At 38.0% G+C, this 21,998-nt stretch carries 18 protein-coding genes; 8 read left to right on the top strand and 10 right to left on the bottom strand.

Annotated features, from left to right (window positions below; translation table 11 throughout):
* Nucleotides 1-194 precede the first annotated feature (194 nt).
* Nucleotides 195-749: a cupin domain-containing protein gene (locus RMZ95_RS30160; RefSeq protein ID WP_322682866.1), complete on the top strand. Its 555-nt coding sequence runs from the start codon at nucleotides 195-197 to the stop codon at nucleotides 747-749.
* A gap of 30 nt (nucleotides 750-779) precedes the next feature.
* Here RMZ95_RS30160 and RMZ95_RS30165 read toward each other — a convergent pair whose 3' ends face one another.
* The 8 genes from RMZ95_RS30165 to RMZ95_RS30200 form a co-directional block, all read right to left on the bottom strand.
* Nucleotides 780-1,829: a glycosyltransferase family 2 protein gene (locus tag RMZ95_RS30165; protein ID WP_322675032.1), complete on the bottom strand. Its 1,050-nt coding sequence runs from the start codon at nucleotides 1,827-1,829 to the stop codon at nucleotides 780-782.
* A gap of 127 nt (nucleotides 1,830-1,956) precedes the next feature.
* The gene (locus RMZ95_RS30170) at nucleotides 1,957-2,979 is read right to left on the bottom strand and encodes a glycosyltransferase family 2 protein (RefSeq protein WP_322675031.1); all 1,023 of its coding nucleotides are present in this window, start codon (nucleotides 2,977-2,979) and stop codon (nucleotides 1,957-1,959) included.
* A gap of 377 nt (nucleotides 2,980-3,356) precedes the next feature.
* Complete coding sequence (locus RMZ95_RS30175; RefSeq protein ID WP_322682867.1) at nucleotides 3,357-4,346, bottom strand: glycosyltransferase family 2 protein; 990 nt, start codon at nucleotides 4,344-4,346, stop codon at nucleotides 3,357-3,359.
* A 69-nt stretch (nucleotides 4,347-4,415) separates the two neighbouring features.
* Entirely contained in the window at nucleotides 4,416-5,384 is a 969-nt protein-coding gene (locus RMZ95_RS30180) for a glycosyltransferase family 2 protein (protein WP_322675029.1), read from the bottom strand.
* A 160-nt stretch (nucleotides 5,385-5,544) separates the two neighbouring features.
* A complete protein-coding gene (locus tag RMZ95_RS30185; RefSeq protein ID WP_322682868.1) occupies nucleotides 5,545-6,609 on the bottom strand; it encodes a polysaccharide pyruvyl transferase family protein in 1,065 nt (354 codons plus the stop codon).
* Nucleotides 6,610-6,710: 101 nt separating this feature from the next.
* Entirely contained in the window at nucleotides 6,711-7,982 is a 1,272-nt protein-coding gene (locus RMZ95_RS30190; RefSeq protein ID WP_322682869.1) for a lipopolysaccharide biosynthesis protein, read from the bottom strand.
* A gap of 47 nt (nucleotides 7,983-8,029) precedes the next feature.
* On the bottom strand, nucleotides 8,030-9,322 hold the full coding sequence (locus tag RMZ95_RS30195; RefSeq protein ID WP_322682870.1) for an O-antigen ligase family protein: 1,293 nt from the start codon (nucleotides 9,320-9,322) through the stop codon (nucleotides 8,030-8,032).
* Nucleotides 9,319-10,767, bottom strand: coding sequence for a hypothetical protein (locus RMZ95_RS30200; protein ID WP_322682871.1), 1,449 nt, complete (start codon nucleotides 10,765-10,767; stop codon nucleotides 9,319-9,321). The genes RMZ95_RS30195 and RMZ95_RS30200 overlap by 4 nt, the downstream gene beginning before the upstream one ends.
* A 457-nt stretch (nucleotides 10,768-11,224) precedes the next feature.
* Here RMZ95_RS30200 and RMZ95_RS30205 point away from each other — a divergent pair, with 457 nt between their 5' ends.
* The 3 genes from RMZ95_RS30205 (at nucleotide 11,225) to RMZ95_RS30215 (ending at nucleotide 15,876) form a co-directional block, all read left to right on the top strand.
* On the top strand, nucleotides 11,225-13,363 hold the full coding sequence (locus tag RMZ95_RS30205) for a hypothetical protein (RefSeq protein ID WP_322682872.1): 2,139 nt from the start codon (nucleotides 11,225-11,227) through the stop codon (nucleotides 13,361-13,363).
* A 391-nt stretch (nucleotides 13,364-13,754) separates the two neighbouring features.
* On the top strand, nucleotides 13,755-15,206 hold the full coding sequence (locus tag RMZ95_RS30210; protein WP_409884149.1) for an ATP-binding protein: 1,452 nt from the start codon (nucleotides 13,755-13,757) through the stop codon (nucleotides 15,204-15,206).
* Nucleotides 15,196-15,876 carry a response regulator transcription factor gene (locus RMZ95_RS30215; RefSeq protein WP_322682874.1) on the top strand — a complete coding sequence of 227 codons (681 nt, stop codon included), beginning with the start codon at nucleotides 15,196-15,198 and terminating at the stop codon, nucleotides 15,874-15,876. Before RMZ95_RS30210 ends, RMZ95_RS30215 begins: the two co-directional genes overlap by 11 nt.
* Before the next feature lie 2 nt (nucleotides 15,877-15,878).
* Here the strand turns inward: RMZ95_RS30215 and RMZ95_RS30220 are convergent, their stop codons facing one another.
* A complete protein-coding gene (locus tag RMZ95_RS30220; RefSeq protein WP_322675021.1) occupies nucleotides 15,879-16,172 on the bottom strand; it encodes a hypothetical protein in 294 nt (97 codons plus the stop codon).
* 1,082 nt (nucleotides 16,173-17,254) lie between these two features.
* On the opposite strand from RMZ95_RS30220, the gene RMZ95_RS30225 reads away from it, so the two are divergent.
* From RMZ95_RS30225 to RMZ95_RS30235, 3 genes are all read left to right on the top strand, one after another.
* A complete protein-coding gene (locus tag RMZ95_RS30225) occupies nucleotides 17,255-18,139 on the top strand; it encodes a WecB/TagA/CpsF family glycosyltransferase (RefSeq protein ID WP_322682875.1) in 885 nt (294 codons plus the stop codon).
* 102 nt (nucleotides 18,140-18,241) lie between these two features.
* Nucleotides 18,242-18,499 (top strand): STAS domain-containing protein, encoded by a 258-nt coding sequence (locus RMZ95_RS30230; RefSeq protein WP_322705686.1) that lies wholly within the window; start codon nucleotides 18,242-18,244, stop codon nucleotides 18,497-18,499.
* 275 nt (nucleotides 18,500-18,774) lie between these two features.
* Nucleotides 18,775-19,434 carry a sugar transferase gene (locus tag RMZ95_RS30235; RefSeq protein WP_322682876.1) on the top strand — a complete coding sequence of 220 codons (660 nt, stop codon included), beginning with the start codon at nucleotides 18,775-18,777 and terminating at the stop codon, nucleotides 19,432-19,434.
* Between the two features lie 395 nt (nucleotides 19,435-19,829).
* Here the strand turns inward: RMZ95_RS30235 and RMZ95_RS30240 are convergent, their stop codons facing one another.
* Entirely contained in the window at nucleotides 19,830-20,627 is a 798-nt protein-coding gene (locus RMZ95_RS30240; RefSeq protein WP_292731256.1) for a hypothetical protein, read from the bottom strand.
* Nucleotides 20,628-21,130: 503 nt separating this feature from the next.
* On the opposite strand from RMZ95_RS30240, the gene RMZ95_RS30245 reads away from it, so the two are divergent.
* Nucleotides 21,131-21,577, top strand: a complete 447-nt coding sequence (locus RMZ95_RS30245) for a molybdopterin-binding protein (RefSeq protein ID WP_322675018.1) — start codon at nucleotides 21,131-21,133, stop codon at nucleotides 21,575-21,577.
* The last annotated feature ends 421 nt before the right edge of the window (nucleotides 21,578-21,998 follow it).

Raw genomic sequence — 21,998 nt, forward strand, 5'->3', positions numbered from 1 at the left:
ATTCTGATCTAAGGAAGCCTTATCTTAGTTTTTGTATACATTCCCTTTTGCCCATGCCCCATGCCCCATGCCCCATGCCCTATTCCCTATTCCCTATTCACCATGCCTTATTCCCCGGTTTCTCAGTCGGGAATAGTGGCTTTTCATCTCAAAATTGAGTATACTCTTCTTAACAGTTAATTAGTCTTTTTGTCATGGCTAACCTACTACTTGACGACGGTACGATTGAGAGCGATTTAGACGAAATAGCTTGCGAACTTGCGCCTCTTGGCATTCAACTCAAACACTACGACCCAGGAACATCGCTACTCTTCCCTAATCTGCGAGACCAGGACGTTTTAACTGAGACCGAGAAACGTTATTGCGTAGAACTCCATAACAGCGTCTTTGAATTTCTTCAGCAAGAAAATGGCGCTCTCTGGTGTGACTTACTAAATGTGCATCCAGGTTCGTTCAATCTTCACCACCTGATCGCAACCTACGGTCGTTATCATACTCATCCTGCGCCTGAACCCCTGTATGTGTTGTCAGGAGAAATGATTTATGGCTTCGTGCAACCTGATGGCAGCCAGGTACAGCTTTTAGTTCAGGCACAAGACTATCTCTACATCCCGGCTGGAGTTGAGCATTGGTGCAGCCCAACTGCATCGTTGAATTTCAAAGGGATACGCTATTTTGCGATCGCAGAAGGTTGGGTTCCCAATTATACAGGGACTCAAATGAGTGATTCGATCCAAAAGCCGCGTTAAAGCTCATTTATGCACGTCCTTTGGCCGAGGTCACGAAATCGCGTTGCTCCCCCCTAAGCCTTGTGAAATGCGCTGTCTTTGAGTATATCCTGTAGTCTTTAAAGCAACAGTCTCAATTCGACTGTAAAGGAACTGGGGCAAAAGACGAAGGAAATAGGCAGCTCCTAGGGTTAAAAGTGTACGGCGTGGTTCTTTAGAGAGAATATGCCAGTTGGTTGCTAATGCTTGATTCACCAACTTCACAGCCATTGCACCATCTTGCAGGCTGACTGCTCTGCGGGCTAAGTAACGCAACATATAGGCTCTAGCTAGTGTTTCCCATTGATTAACTATTTCTGGAGCATATAAGCGTGCCCTACTAACCATTAATTCCCAAGCATCTAACTGCTTGAGAACGTTTGCTGATAGTCCCCCTGAATTTACCCTATATAAGGTCAAAGCTTCAGGAATACCCTCTATTTCCAGATCGCTCTTAACAGACATCCGAAACCAACATTCAACATCTGTTGTGTCACCATTAGGATGGCGCGATCGCTCATCGAAATAAAAATTTTCAACTGTACCGTAAAGATTGTCTTGGAATTCAATAGCTTCAAAAACTTCTCTTTTAATTACTGCTACCGAACCATTGCTAATTGGATTGCGGCAAAAGACAATTGCTGGAGTTATTCCTTCCATCTGAGGCATTTGATAAATACCTAAAGGGTTGCCATTATCATCAATAAAAGCAGAGCGGCTAAAGCTTACCCCGACATTAGGCGAATTATCTAAATGCTTAACGTGTTTTTCTAATTTTTCTGGCAACCATAAGTCATCAGCATCTAAAAGAGTTAAATATTCTCCCTGTGCATGGCGAATCCCAGTGTTTCTTGCCCCAGGTAGACCCCGATTTTTTTGACGAATAATTTTAATTCTAGGGTCTGTAAATTGCTGACAAATTTCTATACTTTTATCAGGAGTACCATCATCAATAATTAAAATCTCGAAGTTCTCGTAAGTTTGTTCAAGAGCCGATTGCAGTGTAGCAGCTATATATTTTTCTGCTTTGTAAACCGGAATAATGATAGAAACTTTCTTCATTGTTGACTATTCCCATTGATTTAATTTAATTAATCTCTAATTAAATTTACTATGCATTATTAAGAAATCTAATTATGCTTTAGCATAGAAACTTCTTAATTATTTATAGAAAAGTTATTAATTATTTCTAGATATTTTCTTGAAGAATACGACGTTTTTGGTTAGCCCCTACTATATTATTTGAAACCAGAGCTTCAAATTTATTGTAAACATTTTGAGGTAAGAGTAAAAGTAAATAGGCTGCTACCAGTGTCAAAAGTGTACTTTTGGGATTTTCAAGAAGAATATGCCAATCAGCTATTAACGCCCGATTAATTAATTTTACAGCCATTAAACCTTCTCGTAGTCTCACGGCATTACGAGCTAAATACTGCAACTGGTAAGCTCTAGCTAGTGTTTCCTCTTGAGTAAATATTTCTGGAGCGTAGGAGCGTGTCTTTTCAATTAGCTTTTCCCAAAAATCTAACTGCTTGAGCATATTTGCTGAAAGCCCTTTTGAATTAACCCGATACAAGGTCAAGGGTTCTGGAATGCCCTCTATTTGCCAATTGCTTTTAATGGAAATACGAATCCAAAATTCGTTATCTTCTGATTGGAGTAAGCGTTCATCAAAATAACAATCTTCATTAGTACCGTAAAGATTATCTTGAAATTTAATCGCTTCCAAAACTTCTCTGCGCATTACCGCAGCCGAGCCATTACCAACCGGATTGCAACTGAGCAAATAGGATGGCGTGATTTCTTTAAGCTTGGGCATCTGATACGTACCTAAAGCTTGTCCAGCTTCATCAATAAAAGCAGAACGACTGAAGCTAACACCGACTGCTGGTGAATTTTCTAAGTGAGCAATTTGTTTTTCTAACTTTTCTGGCAACCAAAGATCATCTCCATCCAAAAAAGCTAAATATTCTCCTTGAGCATGGCGAATACCAGTATTCCTAGCTCCAGATACCCCTCGATTTGCCTGGCGAATAATTTTAATTCTGGGGTCAGTAAATTGCTGACAAATATTTATACTCCTGTCCAAAGAAGCATCATCGATAATTAGAAGCTCGAAATTTGTATAGGTTTGCTCAAGAACAGATTGTACAGTAGCAGCTATATATTTTTCGACTCCATAAACCGGAATAATTACAGAAACTTTTTTCATTTTCCAGACTGACTTTAGTTTCAGTTTGCTCTCAGGTTTTACTAGTAGTACAGTAATCTTTGATATGGCAATGGGAATACTATCTGATGGATACGATCGCACCTTCTAGTGATAGCATCTAAAAAAGTGAGATATTTATCCACTTGGCTATCCGTCTAGTTATAGGACGAATCCCACTTCCTAACTTTTCACCGGATAATGTAAGATATTTCCTTCTAGTATGCGTTATCAAGCAATTGCTGTAGTTAATAATACATTTTTTCTACGTGTGGATAGTCTGATTGAAATTTTTAGCAAGCGATCGCTCCACCATTATCCAGAATAAGACTGAGTAACTATCCCATTGAGTTACCAAGTGGCAAGTACTACAACTTACCTCAACCGATTCTTTTTTCATGAATATTCAACTTTTGAACGTGAGCAACGCGAATTTTACTAATAATCTGGAGCAAGTATGCAGAAATATTTTCTACAAGTATTTTTTTCAACAACAATTTAATAATTAGCTTTTGAGTTTCCTTTTCCAGGAGAATTTTTGGATATAGCTGAATTGCCTTCCCCAATTTTTGACTTGCTTTTTCAACTCCTTCATCACCTGTAATTCTTGTTAAGCATAGCTTACAAGAATATCGGTAAACATAAGCTAAACTATAATTTTTCAGTATTTGAATTTCTGGCGATCCTGATTGAAAAGCTCGCTCCAATACTTGGAACTGACAGTCTTCCATAAATTCAACTTTAGATGACATTGAATTTGAAGATTGACGATAAAAAATCTGCGGTTTGCTAACTACAACAAACGACCATTTTGCAGCTAAACGTAGCCAATAATCCCAGTCTGCTGCTCCTGATACTGAAGGTTCAAACTCTCCTACAGATTCAATCGCTTGCTTACGGATTAAGGGATTTGAACCACTAGCAATAAAGTTCCAGGTTAATAAATTCGCCAAAACCTTACCTTGGAAAAAGATCGGCCGATCCAGATGGCAATTTCCAGTTTGTTCATCCATAAAATAAGTCCAGCTATAAGCAACACCTGCTTCTGGATTTTTTTGCAAAGCTTCTAACTGAAGTTCTAGCTTGTCGGCTGTCCATAAATCGTCAGCATCAAGAAAGGCTATAAAATCTCCCTTAGCATGAGAGATACCACGATTACGAGCTACTGATAAACCCCCATTCTCATAGGAAAAGACTTTTATACGACTATCTTTCAACTCATCCAGTAGCTTAAGAGTTCCGTCTGTTGAACCATCATTGATAACAATTATCTCAAAATCAGAAAAAGTTTGTTGTTGTACCGAGACAATTGTATCGACAATTGTGCGCTCAGAATTATAAGCGGGAATAATGACAGATATAGTTGGCATATGATTTCAATAAGTTGCTAAATTATACTAGCTAATTAGTATCAAAAGGTTGCTTTCTAATAACAGCCTCTATTGCAGCCTTGGAACCGCAACAGACCTAGCCAAAGAAAAAGGTCGAGTCAAGTACTTAGCAATTTGAGGAGAAAGGACTTGCATTACTAGCCATTTCATTAAATAACGCTGAGTTACTCTTTCTCGCAAAATCTGAGGATATAAAGAAACCGTCTTCCACAATTTACGACCAGCTTGGTTGAGCTGTTCTCTATTAGTCACATGAGCTAGTTCCATACCCGTTAAATATTGATAGATATTTGCTAGGCTTTGATTTTTAAGATTTTGTAACTCTGGCGGTGCTGCTTGAAAGCCTCTTTCCAAGACAATAAGCAAATATTTCTCCATCTTCTCAACTTTTGTTGACATAGATTTTGAAGAGTGACGATAGAAAATTTGAGGTTTGGGAACTACTGCAAAATCCCAGTGCTGTGCTACACGAAACCAATAATCCCAATCTTCCACGGAAAAAAGAGTTGGGTCGAATTCTCCAGCAGATTCAATTGCTTGTTTACGAATTAAAGGATTAGAACCATTGGAAATAAAGTTACTAAGTAATAATTTGTCATATACATTACCTTCGTAGACTACATTATGACCAGGGTGAAAAATCTCTGCTGTTTCACTCATGTTCAGAGTCCAGCTATAAGCAAGTCCTGCCTCTGGATGTTTTTGCAATGCTGCTAGTTGTAGCTCTAATTTATCAGGTGTCCATAAGTCATCGGCATCGAGAAATGCCATAAACTCTCCCGTGGCATGAAAAATACCACGATTACGAGCTACTGATAGACCAGCATTGCTGTATGAAAAAATCTTGAGACGAGAATCTTCAACAGTCTTCAATAGTTCTAAAGTCCGGTCGGTTGAGCCATCATTAATAATAATTAACTCAAAATCAGAAAAGGTTTGTTGAAAAACGGATTTTATTGTTTCTAAAATAGTGCGTTCAGCATTGTAAGCGGGAATAATAACGGATATAGTTGTCACGTTGCTTCGCTCCGAATTCAAAATTCAAAATTCAAAATTAATGATCCCTATAAATAAATTTAGTTGCTCTGTATCATGAGTCGTTTTCGGTCATAGAGTTTAACCAGATGGAAAGTAGAAAGATTTTTGTAATTCATCGTGTAGGCAGAGCATAAACCAGTTAGTTTGGGAATAGTTCCAAAAGTTCTTGTGCAGCCACCTGAATTTGTGAAGATTCTTTTACAAATCTGCAAAAGGGAATTGAGTAAGTCCAAGCTTGATAAAATGCCTCATTTTTATGGTAAGCATTAGGTAGAAAGACATGAGGAATACCCATAAGAATGCAGAGAATATGTCCGTGCAGGCGGTTTGTAATAATTAGACGATGCTGTTTGAATTGATACATCCCATGATGCATATAACTTAAGGATTTAAGATGCATTGAGGAGTTATATAAGCTATTGAATCCAAAGGAATAATGATGGAAGTATTTCCAAAGATGTCGGTATATCCACTCACCAGGAATCACTGTACCTTTTTGCAAGCCTTCCCGAATTCGCTCCATACGTTCAGTTGTGTCATATTTGAAAGAAGTCCAATCTTCTACAACTAAATTAGGGAGATCGATAGAAGTCTGAGAATTACTTTGATTCAACTCTTTGTCATTTCTATAGTGATATAAAATAGAGTTACTACGGTTAGACCTAGATAAGAGGCCAGGTAGATTGACCATTTGAAAAGCCATATCAGGTGCTTTAATTACCTGACAGTTGTAGAAATATTTTAGAGCTAGTTCATAGCTATATTCGTCACGCACAAACAAAGTCAAATTAGGATGTGAGTTTAATACATTTGCTGCTTCTATTAAATTGGTAGGTTCAACAAAATAAATACTTTGTGGTAGGATAATTATTGGTCGATCTCGGTATTTAGAAATAATCTGTTCGCGAAATTTTTGATGAGCAGTCCAAAGATCGCCTAAATTCCCTCCTCCTTGCAGGAAAATAGGAGATTTTCCAATTCTTTCTTCCATTACTTTGCTAGAAAAGTTATTAGGACTAGCAGTATATTTAATTTTTGTTTTTTGCACATTAATTAAATAAAGTATAGTACCTAACCCGATAAGGTGATCGCCAATATTAGGATAGTCAGGATAGTCTAGTAATGCACACTCTGGAAATGTCTCTAATTTCACTAGTGATTTATGCAGAAGTTCTTTCAGCTGTTCCGGTTGGGGGGTAGCCATTAATTTTAGTTCCTCGTTGTTATTCGTTATGTCTCAATGAATGAGTGTAGTTAGAAAAAGGTATTTTTCTAAAAAGCCAAATTTTTACTCAGCTTTAGTTTTTATTTTGCAATTGATAAAGATTGAGTTCTAGATAAAACATATTTACTAACCCAAATGCTGTAAAGAGGTAATGCTAATATATGAGCCATGAATACCGCAACAGCTACCCAAAAAATTCCCCATTTCACAGCTACTAGTAATGAAATTGTAAAAATTACAGTAAAAATTAAGTTCCAGTAAAGATTAATATGACTTTTATCTACAGAGTTAAGTAACATAGAAGCGCCATCAGCAAATGGGCGTGGTATGGCTGACAAGCAGATAACTATCAATACTGGAATTGCTGTTACCCACTTTTGCCCAAAAACAATTGGGACATAAAATGGAGCTAGACTTGACTGTAGCAAAACCAATGGAAAGACAATTAAGGCAAATGTTTTGAGGCTACTAAAATAACGTTCTCGAAGCTGCTTAACGTTTCCCCGAGCAGCACAAAGATGCGGGTATAAAGACCAAGTCATTGTATTTATTACATTCATGCTGATTCCTAAGCCAGCATTGAAAGCAAAATAGTAAATTCCTAGCGCCTGGACTCCTAAAAAACGTCCAATAATCAGGTAATCAAGATTAGCTCTTAGCTTATTTAGTAACTCAACGCCAAGAATATTTCTAGCATAACTAACAACTTCCTGCCACTTATTAAAACTAAAGAACATGGTAGGACGCCAAGGATGATTCATTAGATTGATAACAATCCAGACTGGAGTCGTAATAACAATAGGTATAACAACAGCCCACATTCCCATCCCTAATAGAGCTAAACATATAGTGAGAATATTGATTAGAAACGACTGAGTAGCATTACATAATGCTGTGATTTTCAGGCGGTTCTCTCGCTGGATTAAGGCAGATTGAACTGCAAAGATTGGTAGCATTAAGTAAACTAATGCCATAATGCAGATAGGCAAGATAACTTGGTTATTACTATAAAATAAAGCAACTGGTAAAGCGGCAAGACACTGAAGAATAAACATTACTCCACATAGTATCCAATTAAGGCAGTAGGATGTCTGACAAATAATTTTCAGATCCTTCTCTGCTGCCTGAACAATCTTAGAGCCAATTCCAGCTCTTAAGGTAAAAACAGTTGCGAATTCATTGGTAGTCAAAACGATTGCTATCAATCCATAATCGTAAGGATTTAACAGTTGAGATAAAGTAACTGTTGTTCCCAATCGGAAAACACGATTTACTAACTCTGCTCCCCCCATCCAACCAATATTACGCACATATTGACTAGATACTTTTTGCCTTAGCTTTTTGATTAACATGAGGGCATCCTTAAGAGAAAATTAGATATTTTTTATCAATTTTAAATTTAAGTATAAGCAGCTTTAGGCTTCTTATTAAGAGAAGATTTAGGAAGCTGCACTTCTTCTTTAAATGCAATTCCCATGATAATTAAACCGGGATAGTATAAGTAACCTAAAACCTCTTGGCTATCATTAAATGTAAAAAGTAATAGAGTGACAAGAAAATATAATGCTACCCTAGCAGTTGTGCTTTTCTGTGCTTTAATCAGCAAAACTATAAAACTCAATAAAATTGGTACTAAAAAAGCGATGAAGCCAACTATCCCTTTCACAAACAAGAGACCAAACCAAGTATGGTGAGAGCCGATAGGCATTTCCGCTAATGCTTTAGGCCCTGGTGCTTCTCGAAAACCATGACCCCATATAGGAGCTTCTTTCCATTTCTCCAAGGCAATCATACCTAAAGCTTCATGCACTCGTGAAGAGTCCGGTCTAGCATTATAAAATGCTTCTTTAGCATCCCTAATAGTACCAAGAAGTGCCGTGCTAAAAATACCTGCTAAAAAGCTAACAAATCCAAGTGCAATTTGTGTAGTAGGTTTAGTAATTTTTGTAAGTAACAAAACTAATATGAAAACTATTGGTAAAGCTATAAAAGATAAGCGAGAAACAGATACTATACTCATCGCTAAAGAGCCAGCTATCCCAATCCAGCGCCACTTGTTGTTATGTTCTTCAACAGCAAGGAAGAAGTAGATGTTTCCAATAAGACCGAGCGCAGGTGCCCAAGGTGCAAATAGAAATAGACGGATATCATTCGTACCGTAATCACTACCATAGAGATTTACATTGTAAAAAAGCTCACCATTCTGGATTAATCTTTCAATTGGAGAAGAATATAGGTGTGCAGGTAACTTTAGTATCCAAGCTAGATAAAAAAAGGGAATTAAAATCAAACTTTGAAGACATAAGATGCAGACGGCCCTATAGATTAGTTGTGGTCGAATATTGAGACAGCCGCTTAATGGAAATAGTGCTAGCAAAGCCCAATCTGTAAACCAGTTAATCAATGACCTAAGAGTTTGATTTGTACCTACATCATAAGTTATACAGCCTACAATTGTAGCGATCGCTACGATCAGAATAGAGACAATCCAAATCCAATGTATCCAATAAACTTTGATTCTTTTTTCAATACGAGTTTGCGCTGTTTGGTTCCAAAGCCGCTTACATAAGTAAAAAAACAGTATCCAGGCTAATACAAAATTTACAGGATATAAAATACCAATAAAATAAAATACATAGGTACTAATTATCCAATACCAAACAAGACTTTCTTCAAAGTTTTGAGGTTTCATTGTTCCATTCTCTTCCTCTCTGTACTCACAGTCTTATCAGATATTAAATTTTTACGTTCGCGCCACCAAAGTAACACCAGTCCAAGGGATACGAAAAGGGAGCCTAAAGTTGAACCTAGTAAAACTAATTTATCTTTTGGTGAAGTCGGTTTCTCAGGTAATGTAGGCTGTATAACAAGTTGAATCAGTGGATAAGATCCAAAAGTATTCGACTTGCCAATATCCAGTCTGGTCAAATTTGAAGAAAAGACCGCTCCAGCAATTTGCGTATTTCGCTTCAACGAATCCAAGGTGCTTTCCAACTGTGTTAAATTCTTGAGCCTACTCTCAAGCTGGTTAATCTGTTGTTCTATTGCTTGAGCTTGAGCAGTGAATCCCCTTTGGTCTGCCTGAACTATAACTAGTTCTTGGGAAAGAGCGTCTCGAGGAACGTTGTTACCAGAGTTATTGCTACTAAGGCTTAATTGCTTTAGAACTGCCAAAGTAAATTTTCGCCCTAAAAGAGACTGACCTCGAACTAGCAAGGCCTCTTGAGCAGCGTCTCTTTTCGCTTTCTCTGTAATTAATGTCGGATGGCTAGGCAGAAATTTGGATTCTAAAACTACCACAGAAGCGCTAGCATCACTATAATTTTTTAAGTTTTGTTGAAATATCTGGTCTGTTTGAAGGGTAAAAGCATCTGTAGCTTGTCCAGCAGATAGTTTTAAATTATTCGATAATTGTGCCAAACGAGTAGTAGCCTGTTGCTGTTGACCGATTATTTCAGCTCGTTGTCTGCGGAGCTGTTCAATGTTGGTTGTCAAATCCTTAATTTGATCTTCAGAATTCAAACCCGAACGTGCTTTGTAATCGGAAAGCCGCTTATGAGCATCTGCTAATTTTTTTTGCGAAGAAATCAGGGACGTTTGATAACCTATATCTCTTTGAACAGCTTCTTGATTTCGTAGCTTGTTGAGTCTTGTTTGCAAGGCTTTGTAAAAAGCTAAAGATTTATTTTGAGCTTCCTGGGGACTCGCGCCTTCGAAGTCAACGCTCATCATGGAAGTATTAATTATTAGCTTGAGCCGAGGTTTGCCAAACTCTTCTAAAGACATATTAAGTTGCTCGGCTGCCGATCTTAATATAGGTTCGCTTTCAGCTATAAATTTATAAATTTCTCTTGGATCTTGAGAAGAAAGAGCAGCGTATGGAGACACATTTTCATAATTAGCATAGCCAATGTCTGGTAGATTAATATTGGCATTTGACCATGCTCCTGGCAGATTAATAGCTGAAGAACTAGTGTAGGTCGGTGGTGTAAGTTTTAGATAAAGAAAAGTTGCAGCCCAAAATGCTATGTTTGTTGTTATACCTAGAAGTAAGTAACGCTGCCAACATCCTTTTCTCGCTACTAATTTTCTCAAACTGCTAGGGTAACCCGCAGAGATTTCTGTATGATTGGCCATTAAAAATCCTCTAAAGTCGGGAACTGGCTGCGGAATTACAAAGTCTAGGTGGGTTTTACGATTTGCCTAAGTAAACTTACAGGATCGTACTACATTGTTACTTAAAAATTGATTAATAATTCTTAGTAAAGTTTCCTTCCTAAACAGCAATGACAAAACCGCCTGATGGTCAATATTGCATCCATGCAGACAGCATCCTCTAGGGTTCAATAAAATTATCCACCCGGATATCCACTTAAGTAGGTGCAAATAAAGATAAGCAGTGAGGGTTGTCATTTGTCATTTGTCCTTAGTCATTTGTAAGGGTTTTAGGTGTATTTACATTTCGTAACCTAGTTAGGTTTTTTCTCGCAGACTTACTTAATTGGGCTAACCGAGAAGTATCGATCTGTAGCTGATTTACTTGACTTTAATTTACTTCCTGTAACGTCAATTAAAATAAATACGTGCAAATACCATGAAAATAGCAATGAGCGATCGCCGTTTCTGGAGACTGCTAGGGAAAACAATTTGTATTGCTATACTTGCGCTGGCTATTATCGTCAAATTTACACCCCTCAAGTCTAGTTGGAGTACTACATCAAGGTATCACTGGAATAATGTCTCTATTGGAGGAGGTGGTTATGTTACAGGCATTTATTTGCATCCACGAGAGCAAAATTTAGCCTACATCAGAACTGATATGGGTGGCTTTTATCGTTGGAATTCAAAAGATTACAAATGGATTCCGCTAACAGATATATTTAGCTTGCAACACAGCAATTACTACGGGGGAGAAGCCTTAGCACTTGACCCAAATAACCCAGATATTGTATACATCGCAGCAGGGAAATATACTACTAGTTGGGGTGGATTAGGAACAATCTTCAAATCGAGCGATCGCGGTCAAACCTGGAATAAGCTGAAAATAGACTTGCCAATGGGTGGCAATGAAACTAAACGTTGGCTCGGAGAGAGGCTAGCCGTTAATCCCTTTAATTCCAATGTTATTTTATTTGGTTCGCGATTGAATGGGCTATGGAAGTCTTCAGATGGTGGTACAACATGGGGCAAGGTTAGCTCTTTTCCCGAAAAGCCGGAAACAAAGATTGGAATTACAGGTATTGTATTTAGCAAAAATGTATCTGAACTAGTCTATGCCAATGCCTATGGAAATGGCATATATGAATCCACTGATGCGGGTGTTACCTGGAGCAAAATACCAGGAAGCCCATCAAAAGTGAATCGAATGGCTCTGGCAAAAGACAAAGTTCTGTATGTAACGCATACGTCGGGTGTCAGCAAATATGCAAACAGTATTTGGAGCGATATCACACCAAGTAACGCGAAAACTACATTTAATGCCATTGCTGTAGATCCAAACAATCCCAATCATCTTTTAATTGTTTATGACCAGTATGTTTCCACAACAAACAATCGTGTCATATTTCAATCTACTGATGGTGGAACTACATGGCAACAGAAAAAGCATACTTTGAAACCTCAAGTGCCCTGGTGGCCTAAGTGGTTTTTTGCCTCCTCAACCTCAGCGATTGAGTTTGACCCAAAAACTGCTGGACGATTATGGTTAACAGACTGGTATGGAACATGGCGGACAGATAACATCAACGCAGAGTCATCTGTTTGGTCGAACTATGAAAAAGGACACGAGCAGTTAGTTAGCTTCGCCCTAGTCTCACCTCGAAGTGGCTCTAAATTGTTGAGCGGTGTTGCTGATACGGATGGGTTTGACCACAGCAATGGATTAGATGTCTACCCATCTACGCAGTTTGGCGGCAAAAATAGTCCTCGATTTCAGGATACCTATGGTCTTGCTTATAGCGAAAGCAATCCTTCACAAATGGTACGTGTTGGTGGTAATCGATGGAACAATACTTATACGGGAGCAACTTCGCAAGATGGGGGACTGACATGGAAACAATTTTCCTCGTTTCCGAAGAACACAATCCCGTTGCGTGTAGCCATGTCAGCAACAAATTCAAATCTATTTGTCGCAATTATTAATCAAGGACAGCCTATTCGTACAACCAATGGCGGATGTTCTTGGAGCAAAGTATCAGGATTACCCAAAGGCCCCAAAGGCCCGTGGTACTGGGGTCAACCATTAGTAGCTGACAAATTAGATGGCAACACTTTTTACTACTACAGTGGTGGCAAGTTATACCGCAGTAAGAACGGAGGCGCATCCTTTAGGATTGTAAACTCATTATTGCCTTCTGAAAGTTGGTCTATGCTCAAAACAGTTCCGGGGGTTAATGGCGAAGTTTGGCTCAGTCTTAACTCTCACGGACTTTATCGCTCAACAAATGGCGGTGTAAAATTTGCCCAGATTCCTAAAGTGAAGAAAGCTTACTTATTCGCCCTTGGTAAGGCACAAAAGGGAAGCAAAATTCCTGCACTGTATTTGTATGGGGAAATTGCTGGTATGGGCGAAGGAGTATTTCGCTCTCTCGACAAAGGAAAAACATGGATAAATATCGCCTATTTACACCAACCTATGGGCAATGAGCCTAATGTAATGGAGGCTAGCTGGCAGAAATTTGGACTAGTCTTTATTGGCACTAACGGTAGGGGAATCTACTATGGAACTCCGTAAAAAAAGACTCTTGTGTTTTTCTCTCACGCAACTGACATCAGTTGCAAGAAAACCACGAAGCTAAAAGATTATTAATTTTTGTGCATTATGTTAATTTTTGTAAAAAAGGTAGTAGTATATTTTTGCTACATTATTTAATACAATTAAGTTGTTAATATGAAGGATATTGATATGTAACACACGCATAGTTAACGCTTTTGAATCACATCTGAACACCAGCAAAGCTTTTTCAGTACTGGTGTATAAGGGTTTTAAGTAGTATTCTAGGTAACTTTAATTAAGGTGGTAGAGATATTAAATAGTGATAGCTATTAGCTTGATACCTTTCTTAATTCACTCATCTAGGAAAGGTAATTTTTTAAACCCTCTGCATACTAGTATTTTACTGCTAGTGTTCTTTTTATTTGGACAGCAAGTCTTCAATCTCTTGATAGCACACCTAAATCATGAGGCATATAACCAGATAACCCATGCTTTATTCATAGGGCGAGAAGGAGAACGTCTACTTAATGCTGTAATAGATAATCAAGAAAAAGGTTTTCTAGAAAATTCTAATCAGGGACAAACTCATCCGATAAGTTATCGTCAGAAGAAGCCCAGCTTCCACAACAGCTTCAACCATCTGTACAATCTCGTACAAGACAACCCTGCTCAAATAAAGCAACTCGATAAAATTAAATATATCTATAACCAGTGGCAAAGGGAGTTGAAGCAAAAAGCGCTTTCTGGGTCTGTAAGGAATTCTGCTTTGACAAAAAGCACTTTATTTGATTCTTTGCATAAGGAGATTGAGAAACTCATTCAGCACGAAGAGATGCTTTTGAGAGTTCGCAAAAATCGTATACAGTACTTGAATAGTATTAACAGTGCGATCAATATTTTCAGCACATTCATCATTTTATTAGTAGCAATTTTAAATATCCAGTTGTTGCATTGGCGAGTCAAACTTCCATTAAACAAATTGACACAAGTTTGTAAACTTTGGCAAGCGGGACAAATGGAAGTGCAACTATCCCATTCTTCTATAGATGAGATCGGGCAACTAGCCGGAGTTCTTAACGCGATCGCTGATAAGACTCGTCACCGTCAACAAAGTATTGAGGTGCGTAACCAACAGCTTGAAGACATGATATCTGCACTTTCCCACGACCTACGTATTCCTTTACTTGCGACTCGTAACACTTTAAACTGTATGCTCAGAGGAGCTTTTGGTTCAGTCAATGACACTTGGAAGGAAGTTTTTGAAGAGTACCATGAAGCTAATGAGGATTTGCTTAAGCTTGTGGAACTCCTTTTAGATATCTCCCGTTATGAAGCAGGCAGCACTTGTTTAATGTGCGATCGCCTAAACTGGGAAAAGATTTTAATTAAAGTAATTAGTCAGATAAAAGCAACATCTACACGTGAGTTAGCCTTCATTTGTAAAACTTCTCAATTGCTGCCAGCTGTCTATGGTGATGAATTAGAAATTCAAAGAGTTCTACAAAACTTACTTGATAACGCTGTGCGGGTAAGTAAGCCTAACGGGGAAATTCTGATTGAGATAATGCCTTATGAACAAGAGCAAGTGCGGATTTCGGTGCGCGATCGCGGTTTGGGAATTGCACCGCAAGCTCAGGAAAAGCTGTTCCACCGCTTTATTCAAGGACGAGGGCATCGTGGAAGAAGTGGGCTTGGTCTGTACTTATGTCGTCAAATTATTGAGGCTCACCGAGGAAACATTGGTGTTGAAAGTTCTCTTGGAGAGGGAAGTACTTTCTGGTTTACTCTCCCAAGTGCCATAAATCAAGTTGATAGTAACGATGAACAGAATATAACCAGATGTAGCAATAATGATATCTAATATTGACGAAAAGAAAACTGTACGGATTCTATTAGTTGACGATCACGCTTTAATCCGCCGAGGGATGAAAGGGCAATTTAGCCTAGAACCTGGTTTTAGTATAGTTGGAGAAGCATTGGACGGTGGAGAGGCTGTTGAATTAGCTAGTCAACTCCAACCAGATGTAGTTTTAATGGATATCGATCTACCAGTTATGGATGGGATTACAGCCACCCAGCATATAAAAAGCAACTGCTTGACTACTTGTGTTCTAGCCTTAAGTGCCTTCGACGAAGATATTCAGGTCATGGGGATGCTTGCAGCTGGTGCTGATGGTTACTGTCTTAAAACCATTGAATGGGAACAGCTGATCGCCGTTATTCAATTGATACTCCAAGGTGGCGCTTATTTAGATCCTCTAATCGCTCAAAAAGTTGCTCGGATGCTTAGGTCAACCGCTGTTGCTCCCGATGTTCCTGTATCTCAGGTAATAGCGCAACCTATTCTCAGTAATCGCGAACGCGAGATTCTTAAACTTATTGCACAGGGGCGCTCAAACCAGCAGATTGCAAACCAACTCTACCTCTCACTCGGAACCGTCAAGTCTTATGTACGTATGGTTCTCAACAAACTTAGCGTTGACGATCGCGTTCAAGCAGCAGCTTTAGCTGTACGCCAAGGGTTGATTTAAGCTTAGAGGAATTTATGTAAACAGTCAGATAATTCTGTCAAAGTGGTAGCCAGTGGTGAGATGTCATTCACGAGTTGTTCTGACCACAAAATGTAAGGCTGAAGTAGTTCATGCTGGAATTGCTCAGGTATGGGTAGACATAACACCAATATATGAGGTTCAAACAAAGTTATCTCTTCCGGCGTGGGAATACAATAATATGGAAAAACTTCTGCATTTTGTTTTAAGCAATGACTGCTGACGCGCTGCACGGTCATGACATTTTTACCAATAACCATAATTCGGTGTCTTTTCATATTTCTATACTTATCTGCAAACGGGAAATGCCTACTATACAACAATGGTTTTAGCGATCGCAAAGGAAGTGCGATGGCGTAACCGCCCAGCGTTGAATGGATGTAACAATAAGGCTTGGGCGAATAAGTTGAGCTAAATCATCAGTTAAGAGCAAAAAGATAGAAAGAAGAAAGATTTATTTTTCTCAAAGAGGCTCAAGTCATTAACAGATAAAAAGCATAAGCAATTAAATTGCAATCTGACAACTCTACAGACTGCCATTATTACCTGAATATAAAAATGACGAGAGAAACAGAAATTCTCACTCGCTACTGGAAATATTTTCACTCAACATATCATCTGTTCAACATCAATTCTGGGTGGCAATAATTGTTTGTTATCTTATTTCTGTAGTTGTCAAAGCTCTAATTTTTTTGGTTTTTTATGTCCTGTAGTCAGTCAATCAGTGTTAAAAAAGTAAGCTATGTAAAGAAATGTAAATTCGCTGAATAGCTTATAAGTTGGTTACTGTACAGGTTTGAAAAAACTAAACATACGTTTGTTTTTCCGTGCCTAATTATCTTATTATGAAATTTATACTATCTGTACGCCACAGCCAAACGGATAGTTAGCTGGATAATTTTATTCCTCATTAGGATACTGTATAAAAAATAATTTAAGTAGCCATCAGATAGTATTTTCTATCGGTATTTGCGTAAGAAAGTATACGTAGAGTTCACTAAGTCTTGACTCAACCTCGCGAACAAAGTCTCAAGTCCTATCAAATCTATGGCGTTGCATGAATGCGGTATAAATTGGCAGTTGAAACAATTGAAAGGCCGTTCAAAACTGAGTGAAATCATCCCATAATTCAGCAACACCAAATCTTTTATGGTGCTTATGCGTAGCAATGCAACTGTATTAAAAGCTTTGACAGATAAAAATTGAAGTCTGGCAACAGACATTGTTCATATTTTTAGCATTTATATGGTTTGATATCACCCAAACGTAACACTCTAAATATACCCGCATAAGCAGAAAACATCGGCAACGTTCTAAATTTTACTATTTCTCAATTGTAGATAGCGAACTTCAAAGTTATATGGCACAAAAAAATAGTCTCTTTAACATTCGCTTTGACCGTATTTTCTCATCTGAAACACTCAGTTTTTTCCTAGTACAGCTTTTAAGACATCAGGGTAAATCCTTTGAATGGAAGAACAACCAAGTACAAAAGGTTAATCTCTTAAATATTGAGATTAACAATGTCTTAACAACAGAAGTTTTAGAAAATCTTAAATATGGTACTGTATTTACTCCCAATGTAGATCACATAATGAAATTGCAAAACGATCGTGAATTTCTTGAAGCTTATAAGATTGCTGATTACAAACTATGTGATAGTCAAATTTTAATATATGCATCTCGTTTCTTAGGTCAGCCCATCCAAGAAAAAATTTCCGGTTCTGACTTTTTTCCAGCATTTTATAACTTCCACAAACAAAATGAAACAATTAAAATATTTTTATTAGGTGCAGCACAAGGTGTAGCTATTAAAGCTCAAGAGAAAATTAATGCCAAGGTTCATAGAAATATAATTGTCAGCTCATATTCACCACCTTTTGGATTTGAAAAAAAAGAAGCGGAATGTAGAAAAATAGTTGAGATGATTAATTCTTCAGACGCCACAGTATTAGCCGTTGGGCTAGGCGCACCAAAACAAGAAAAATGGATATATAAATACAAAAACCAACTGCCAAATATCAAAATATTTTTAGCAATAGGTGCCACTATTGATTTTGAAGCAGGTAATATACAAAGGGCACCAAAATATATAAGTAATATGGGTTTTGAATGGTTATATAGAATGGTATCGGAGCCTCAAAGATTATGGAAAAGATATTTAATAGAAGGATTACCATTTTTTTGGTTAATTTTGCAACAGAAATTTCAGATAAATAAAATAACAAATAATCCTGGCTCTTAAATACCTTATCAGTTAAATATAATGAAACGAGTATGTGTGGTTTACCACACAGTTTCATGCTTTTGAAAGTCAGCTTCTTAGTTAATTAAATCTATAAAACTTATGACTCTGACACAAGAAAGGCAACCGATCGTGATTCAAACTCAGCAATGCTTAGATTTTGAGCATGGTAATACCTTAAGGGAACAGCTATCTAGCTTAGTACCTCACCCCAAACATCTTTGGGTGATTGATCTAGTCAAAGTAAATTTTATGGATAGTTCAAGCTTAATCGCTTTACTTAAGGAGGTTTTGTCTAGACGTTCAAGTGCTTATTGTTCGGTAATTTGCAAGCACTTGTTCGGACGATTTTTGAACTGACTCAGATGGATTCAGTGTTTGAAATTTATGAGAACTAAATACCGTCGTAATGATGTTGAATGCTTAAATATGAAGCATCGATCGCTACCGTCATTGCAAATATCTTAAAGAACAGATTGACTGGTGACATATTTACTTGCTTAACCTATTAGAAAATCTCATTCTCGCTTTTACAGGGTACTGAAATAAGTAAATGTACAGACGATCGAGTCGATCGACTTACTACTGAAACTGCAATTACCATGTCTAATACTTTTACTCCCCATCGTTTTGATATGCAAGTTCTAGATGATACCCATACTCTTCCTAAAGTTAAAGTTCCAGTTCATCCCTCTGTCATCAGTAAAGCCAAGCGAATGATTGACATCTTGGGTGCTGTTATTGGGCTATCGATTACAGTATTCTTAGCAATTCCGATTGCGATCGCGATTAAGTTAGATAGCCCAGGTTCTATATTTTACAGTCAAATTCGCTGTGGTTTGAATGGGCGTCACTTCCGAATTTGGAAGTTCCGTTCGATGTCAGTTGGAGCTGACCAACTTAAGCATTTAGTTAAGAATGAAGCTCAAAGCGATCGGATATTCAAAAATGAGAATGACCCCCGCATTACCTGTGTAGGAAGGTTTCTCCGCCGCACTAGCTTAGATGAACTCCCTCAGTTTTGGAACGTGCTGCTGGGGGAAATGAGTCTAGTAGGCACCCGCCCTCCTACTCCTAATGAAGTGATACACTACTCAAAGCACCACTGGGAACGTTTGAATGTCAAGCCGGGTATGACTGGTGAATGGCAGGCTCATGGCCGCTCCAGTATTAAAGACTTTGAAGATATTGTTCATATGGACTTAGACTACCAACGTAAGTGGTCTATAGTTTATGATATTAGTCTAATCTTCAAAACTTTAAAAGTTGTGTCAGATAAGAGTGGTGCCTGCTAACGCAGAGTTAATCGAAAAAAGTTATAACTTCACTGAAAAATAAGCTTGCAACAGTTCCTCCGAAATTGTGTAGGCGAACGCAAGTGCATCTCGTAAAAAAACCGTCGTAGACATCGCAGATTGAAGTATTGTCTCTGACTCAATTAAAGGATTTAAGAGGTTGTTTGAAAAGTGTTTTGTTGTGACTTTAGGCACTTTTAGATCCGTCCTAACCCACCTGAAAAAGGGAATTTAGAGGAAGCTAAAACTTTTGATAACGACAACGAACTTTTCAAACATCCTCTCAGTTCAACTTTATTCAAACAAGACATGATTTATTGCGTCTCTACATGAGTATTTTGGACAGCAGCGGATTTGATTTGCTAGTTCAATAATTTTAAAAAAACCTAACTAATTTACTCAACTTCCTCACAATGAATTAACAGCTTTTCCATCGCTTCTGCTAGAGAAATCAATTCTGTCCAAGAGGAACCACTAACTAAATTTTGGGCGTGAGCTAATCGGTTTCGCAACTGTTCAGCAGACTTGAGGAAACGTTCGCCAAACCGTTTTGATTTTAGTCCTAGTTGCTGGAGAAGTTCTGGTTGATTTAAAATCAACTCTCGCTTATCACAGAATTGTAGATAATCTAATAAATCGGTGGCTTCGTTTCTTTCCTGACTTTCTCGCCATAGTCGTTGAGCAACTTCTAAGCGCTCAGGTTTAAGGACTTTTTGCCAAGAATCTTGAGGATAGTAAATCCGCACCAGCCGTAGTAAATTCATTTCTAGCAGCGTTACTAAGCCAAATAGTAACATTCGCACCGGTGCTTTCTGCAAGTCACCACAGGTGACAATACCACTTACCTGATTGCAATCTAAGACAAACAATCGCGGAGTTTGTTGCAAAATGGGTAGCAACTTTATCAGTGGGGTGGAAATGGCAATTAGTTCTTTGGGATGAAACACTCGTTGATAGTCGCTACATTTACCTTTTTTGCCTGGGATCAAACTAGAGCGTTCTACATAACCGCTAATAATATCTCCCGTCTCCACGCCGATAACATCAAAATTTTGTGCTTGCATCCAATGCAGCACTTCTTTCGCCTCCGCATCAGCTGGCATAGCTTTTAGGGGTTCTGCCACGTATTCAATGGTGATATTGTTCTCAAATAAACTCCGCAAGTCTTGAGAACGTGATTTTAAGTGTTTCATCCCCCGGCTGTGAACTCACGTTAAATAATCCTACGGCACTCATGCGATGTCTGCGACGGGCTATTCGGCGTCGCCAGTGGAATTTTCTGTTAGGGACTGACAAATAAAAAAATATCCAATTAACTCTTGTGGGGTGGGCGTCTCGCCCGCCCTATGGACTGGGCGGGCAGGATGCCCACCCCACAATATTGGATAATTTATTTCTTGGAGTTCTCTTAGATTATCCTTGCGTAAGCGTAGCTATCCCAACAAATAACATAGACTAATGTTATACCATCTTAGTTGGTATCATGTTCGTGATGATTTAGACAATCTCAAGTAACAAAATATTTCACATCTAGAAAAAAATAAATATATATGTAGTTAACTATATGAGAATAGTTGATTAATTGCGGTAGAAATGCCGAAAATACCAACAAAAAAATGTTATTACTAAAACGACGTATCGAATTGATACTTGGTAGAATTTTACCAAGATAACCAAAATTGATAATAATATTATTATGCCAAGAAAAGAACAAGGATGGGTTACATTTCAAACCTCAGAGGACGAGCGGAAGATTCTAGAGGAGTTCTGCGAACAGTCTCAACGCACTAAGACTGAGATTTTGCGGGAACTCGTGCGTAGTCTCACTCAGCAAAACTTAGCACCAATATCACCACCAACTCAGCAGGAACAACAGGCAGATATCTATTACACTCAAAAGCCTAACATAGAAAGTAGTATTCAAAAGAAACCACTAAAAGTTAGCTCTCGCAATATTCTTAAAGGTGTGGTTAAACGAGTTGTTTATGGAGCAGTTAATAGTGAGGTTACTTTGGAGATTATTCACAAAGTAGAATTAACTTCGATTATCACCAGAGCTTCCGCAGAAGAGTTAGAATTATCTGAAGGAAAAGAAGCTTATGCAGTTATTAAATCTAACGATATTGTCATTGCCAGAGAATAGAAATACGTTGATTTGGGGCGTTATATAGCAATCCTATTTGATTCCTGATTACTTGTAAAGATCGGGGACTAGGGACTGGGGACTGGGAAGATAGGAATAAAGGTGTACTGAGTTTTTTCAGAAATAAAATATGAGTCCTATAGTTAAATATTAAGAGAATAAACTTTCTTTACTTGAGTAAATATAGTTGATGCGATCGCTTATGTAATAACCAATACTTTTGGGTTAAGGGGGAAAGGGAAAAGGTTTGAATTTACCTTTATCCGCAAACCCATTAGCCTTACCCCCAGACCAAAAAAGAGATTGTTGGGTTTATCCGAAAAGTATTGATGTAATAGCTGGTTTTCGTATTAATGGAATACACGATAAGCTCGACTTTATCCATTTTTAATTCAATCAAGCAGCGTAAACAGCAATATCT

The organism is Nostoc sp. DedQUE07 (assembly GCF_034530975.2).
Classification (GTDB): domain Bacteria; phylum Cyanobacteriota; class Cyanobacteriia; order Cyanobacteriales; family Nostocaceae; genus Nostoc.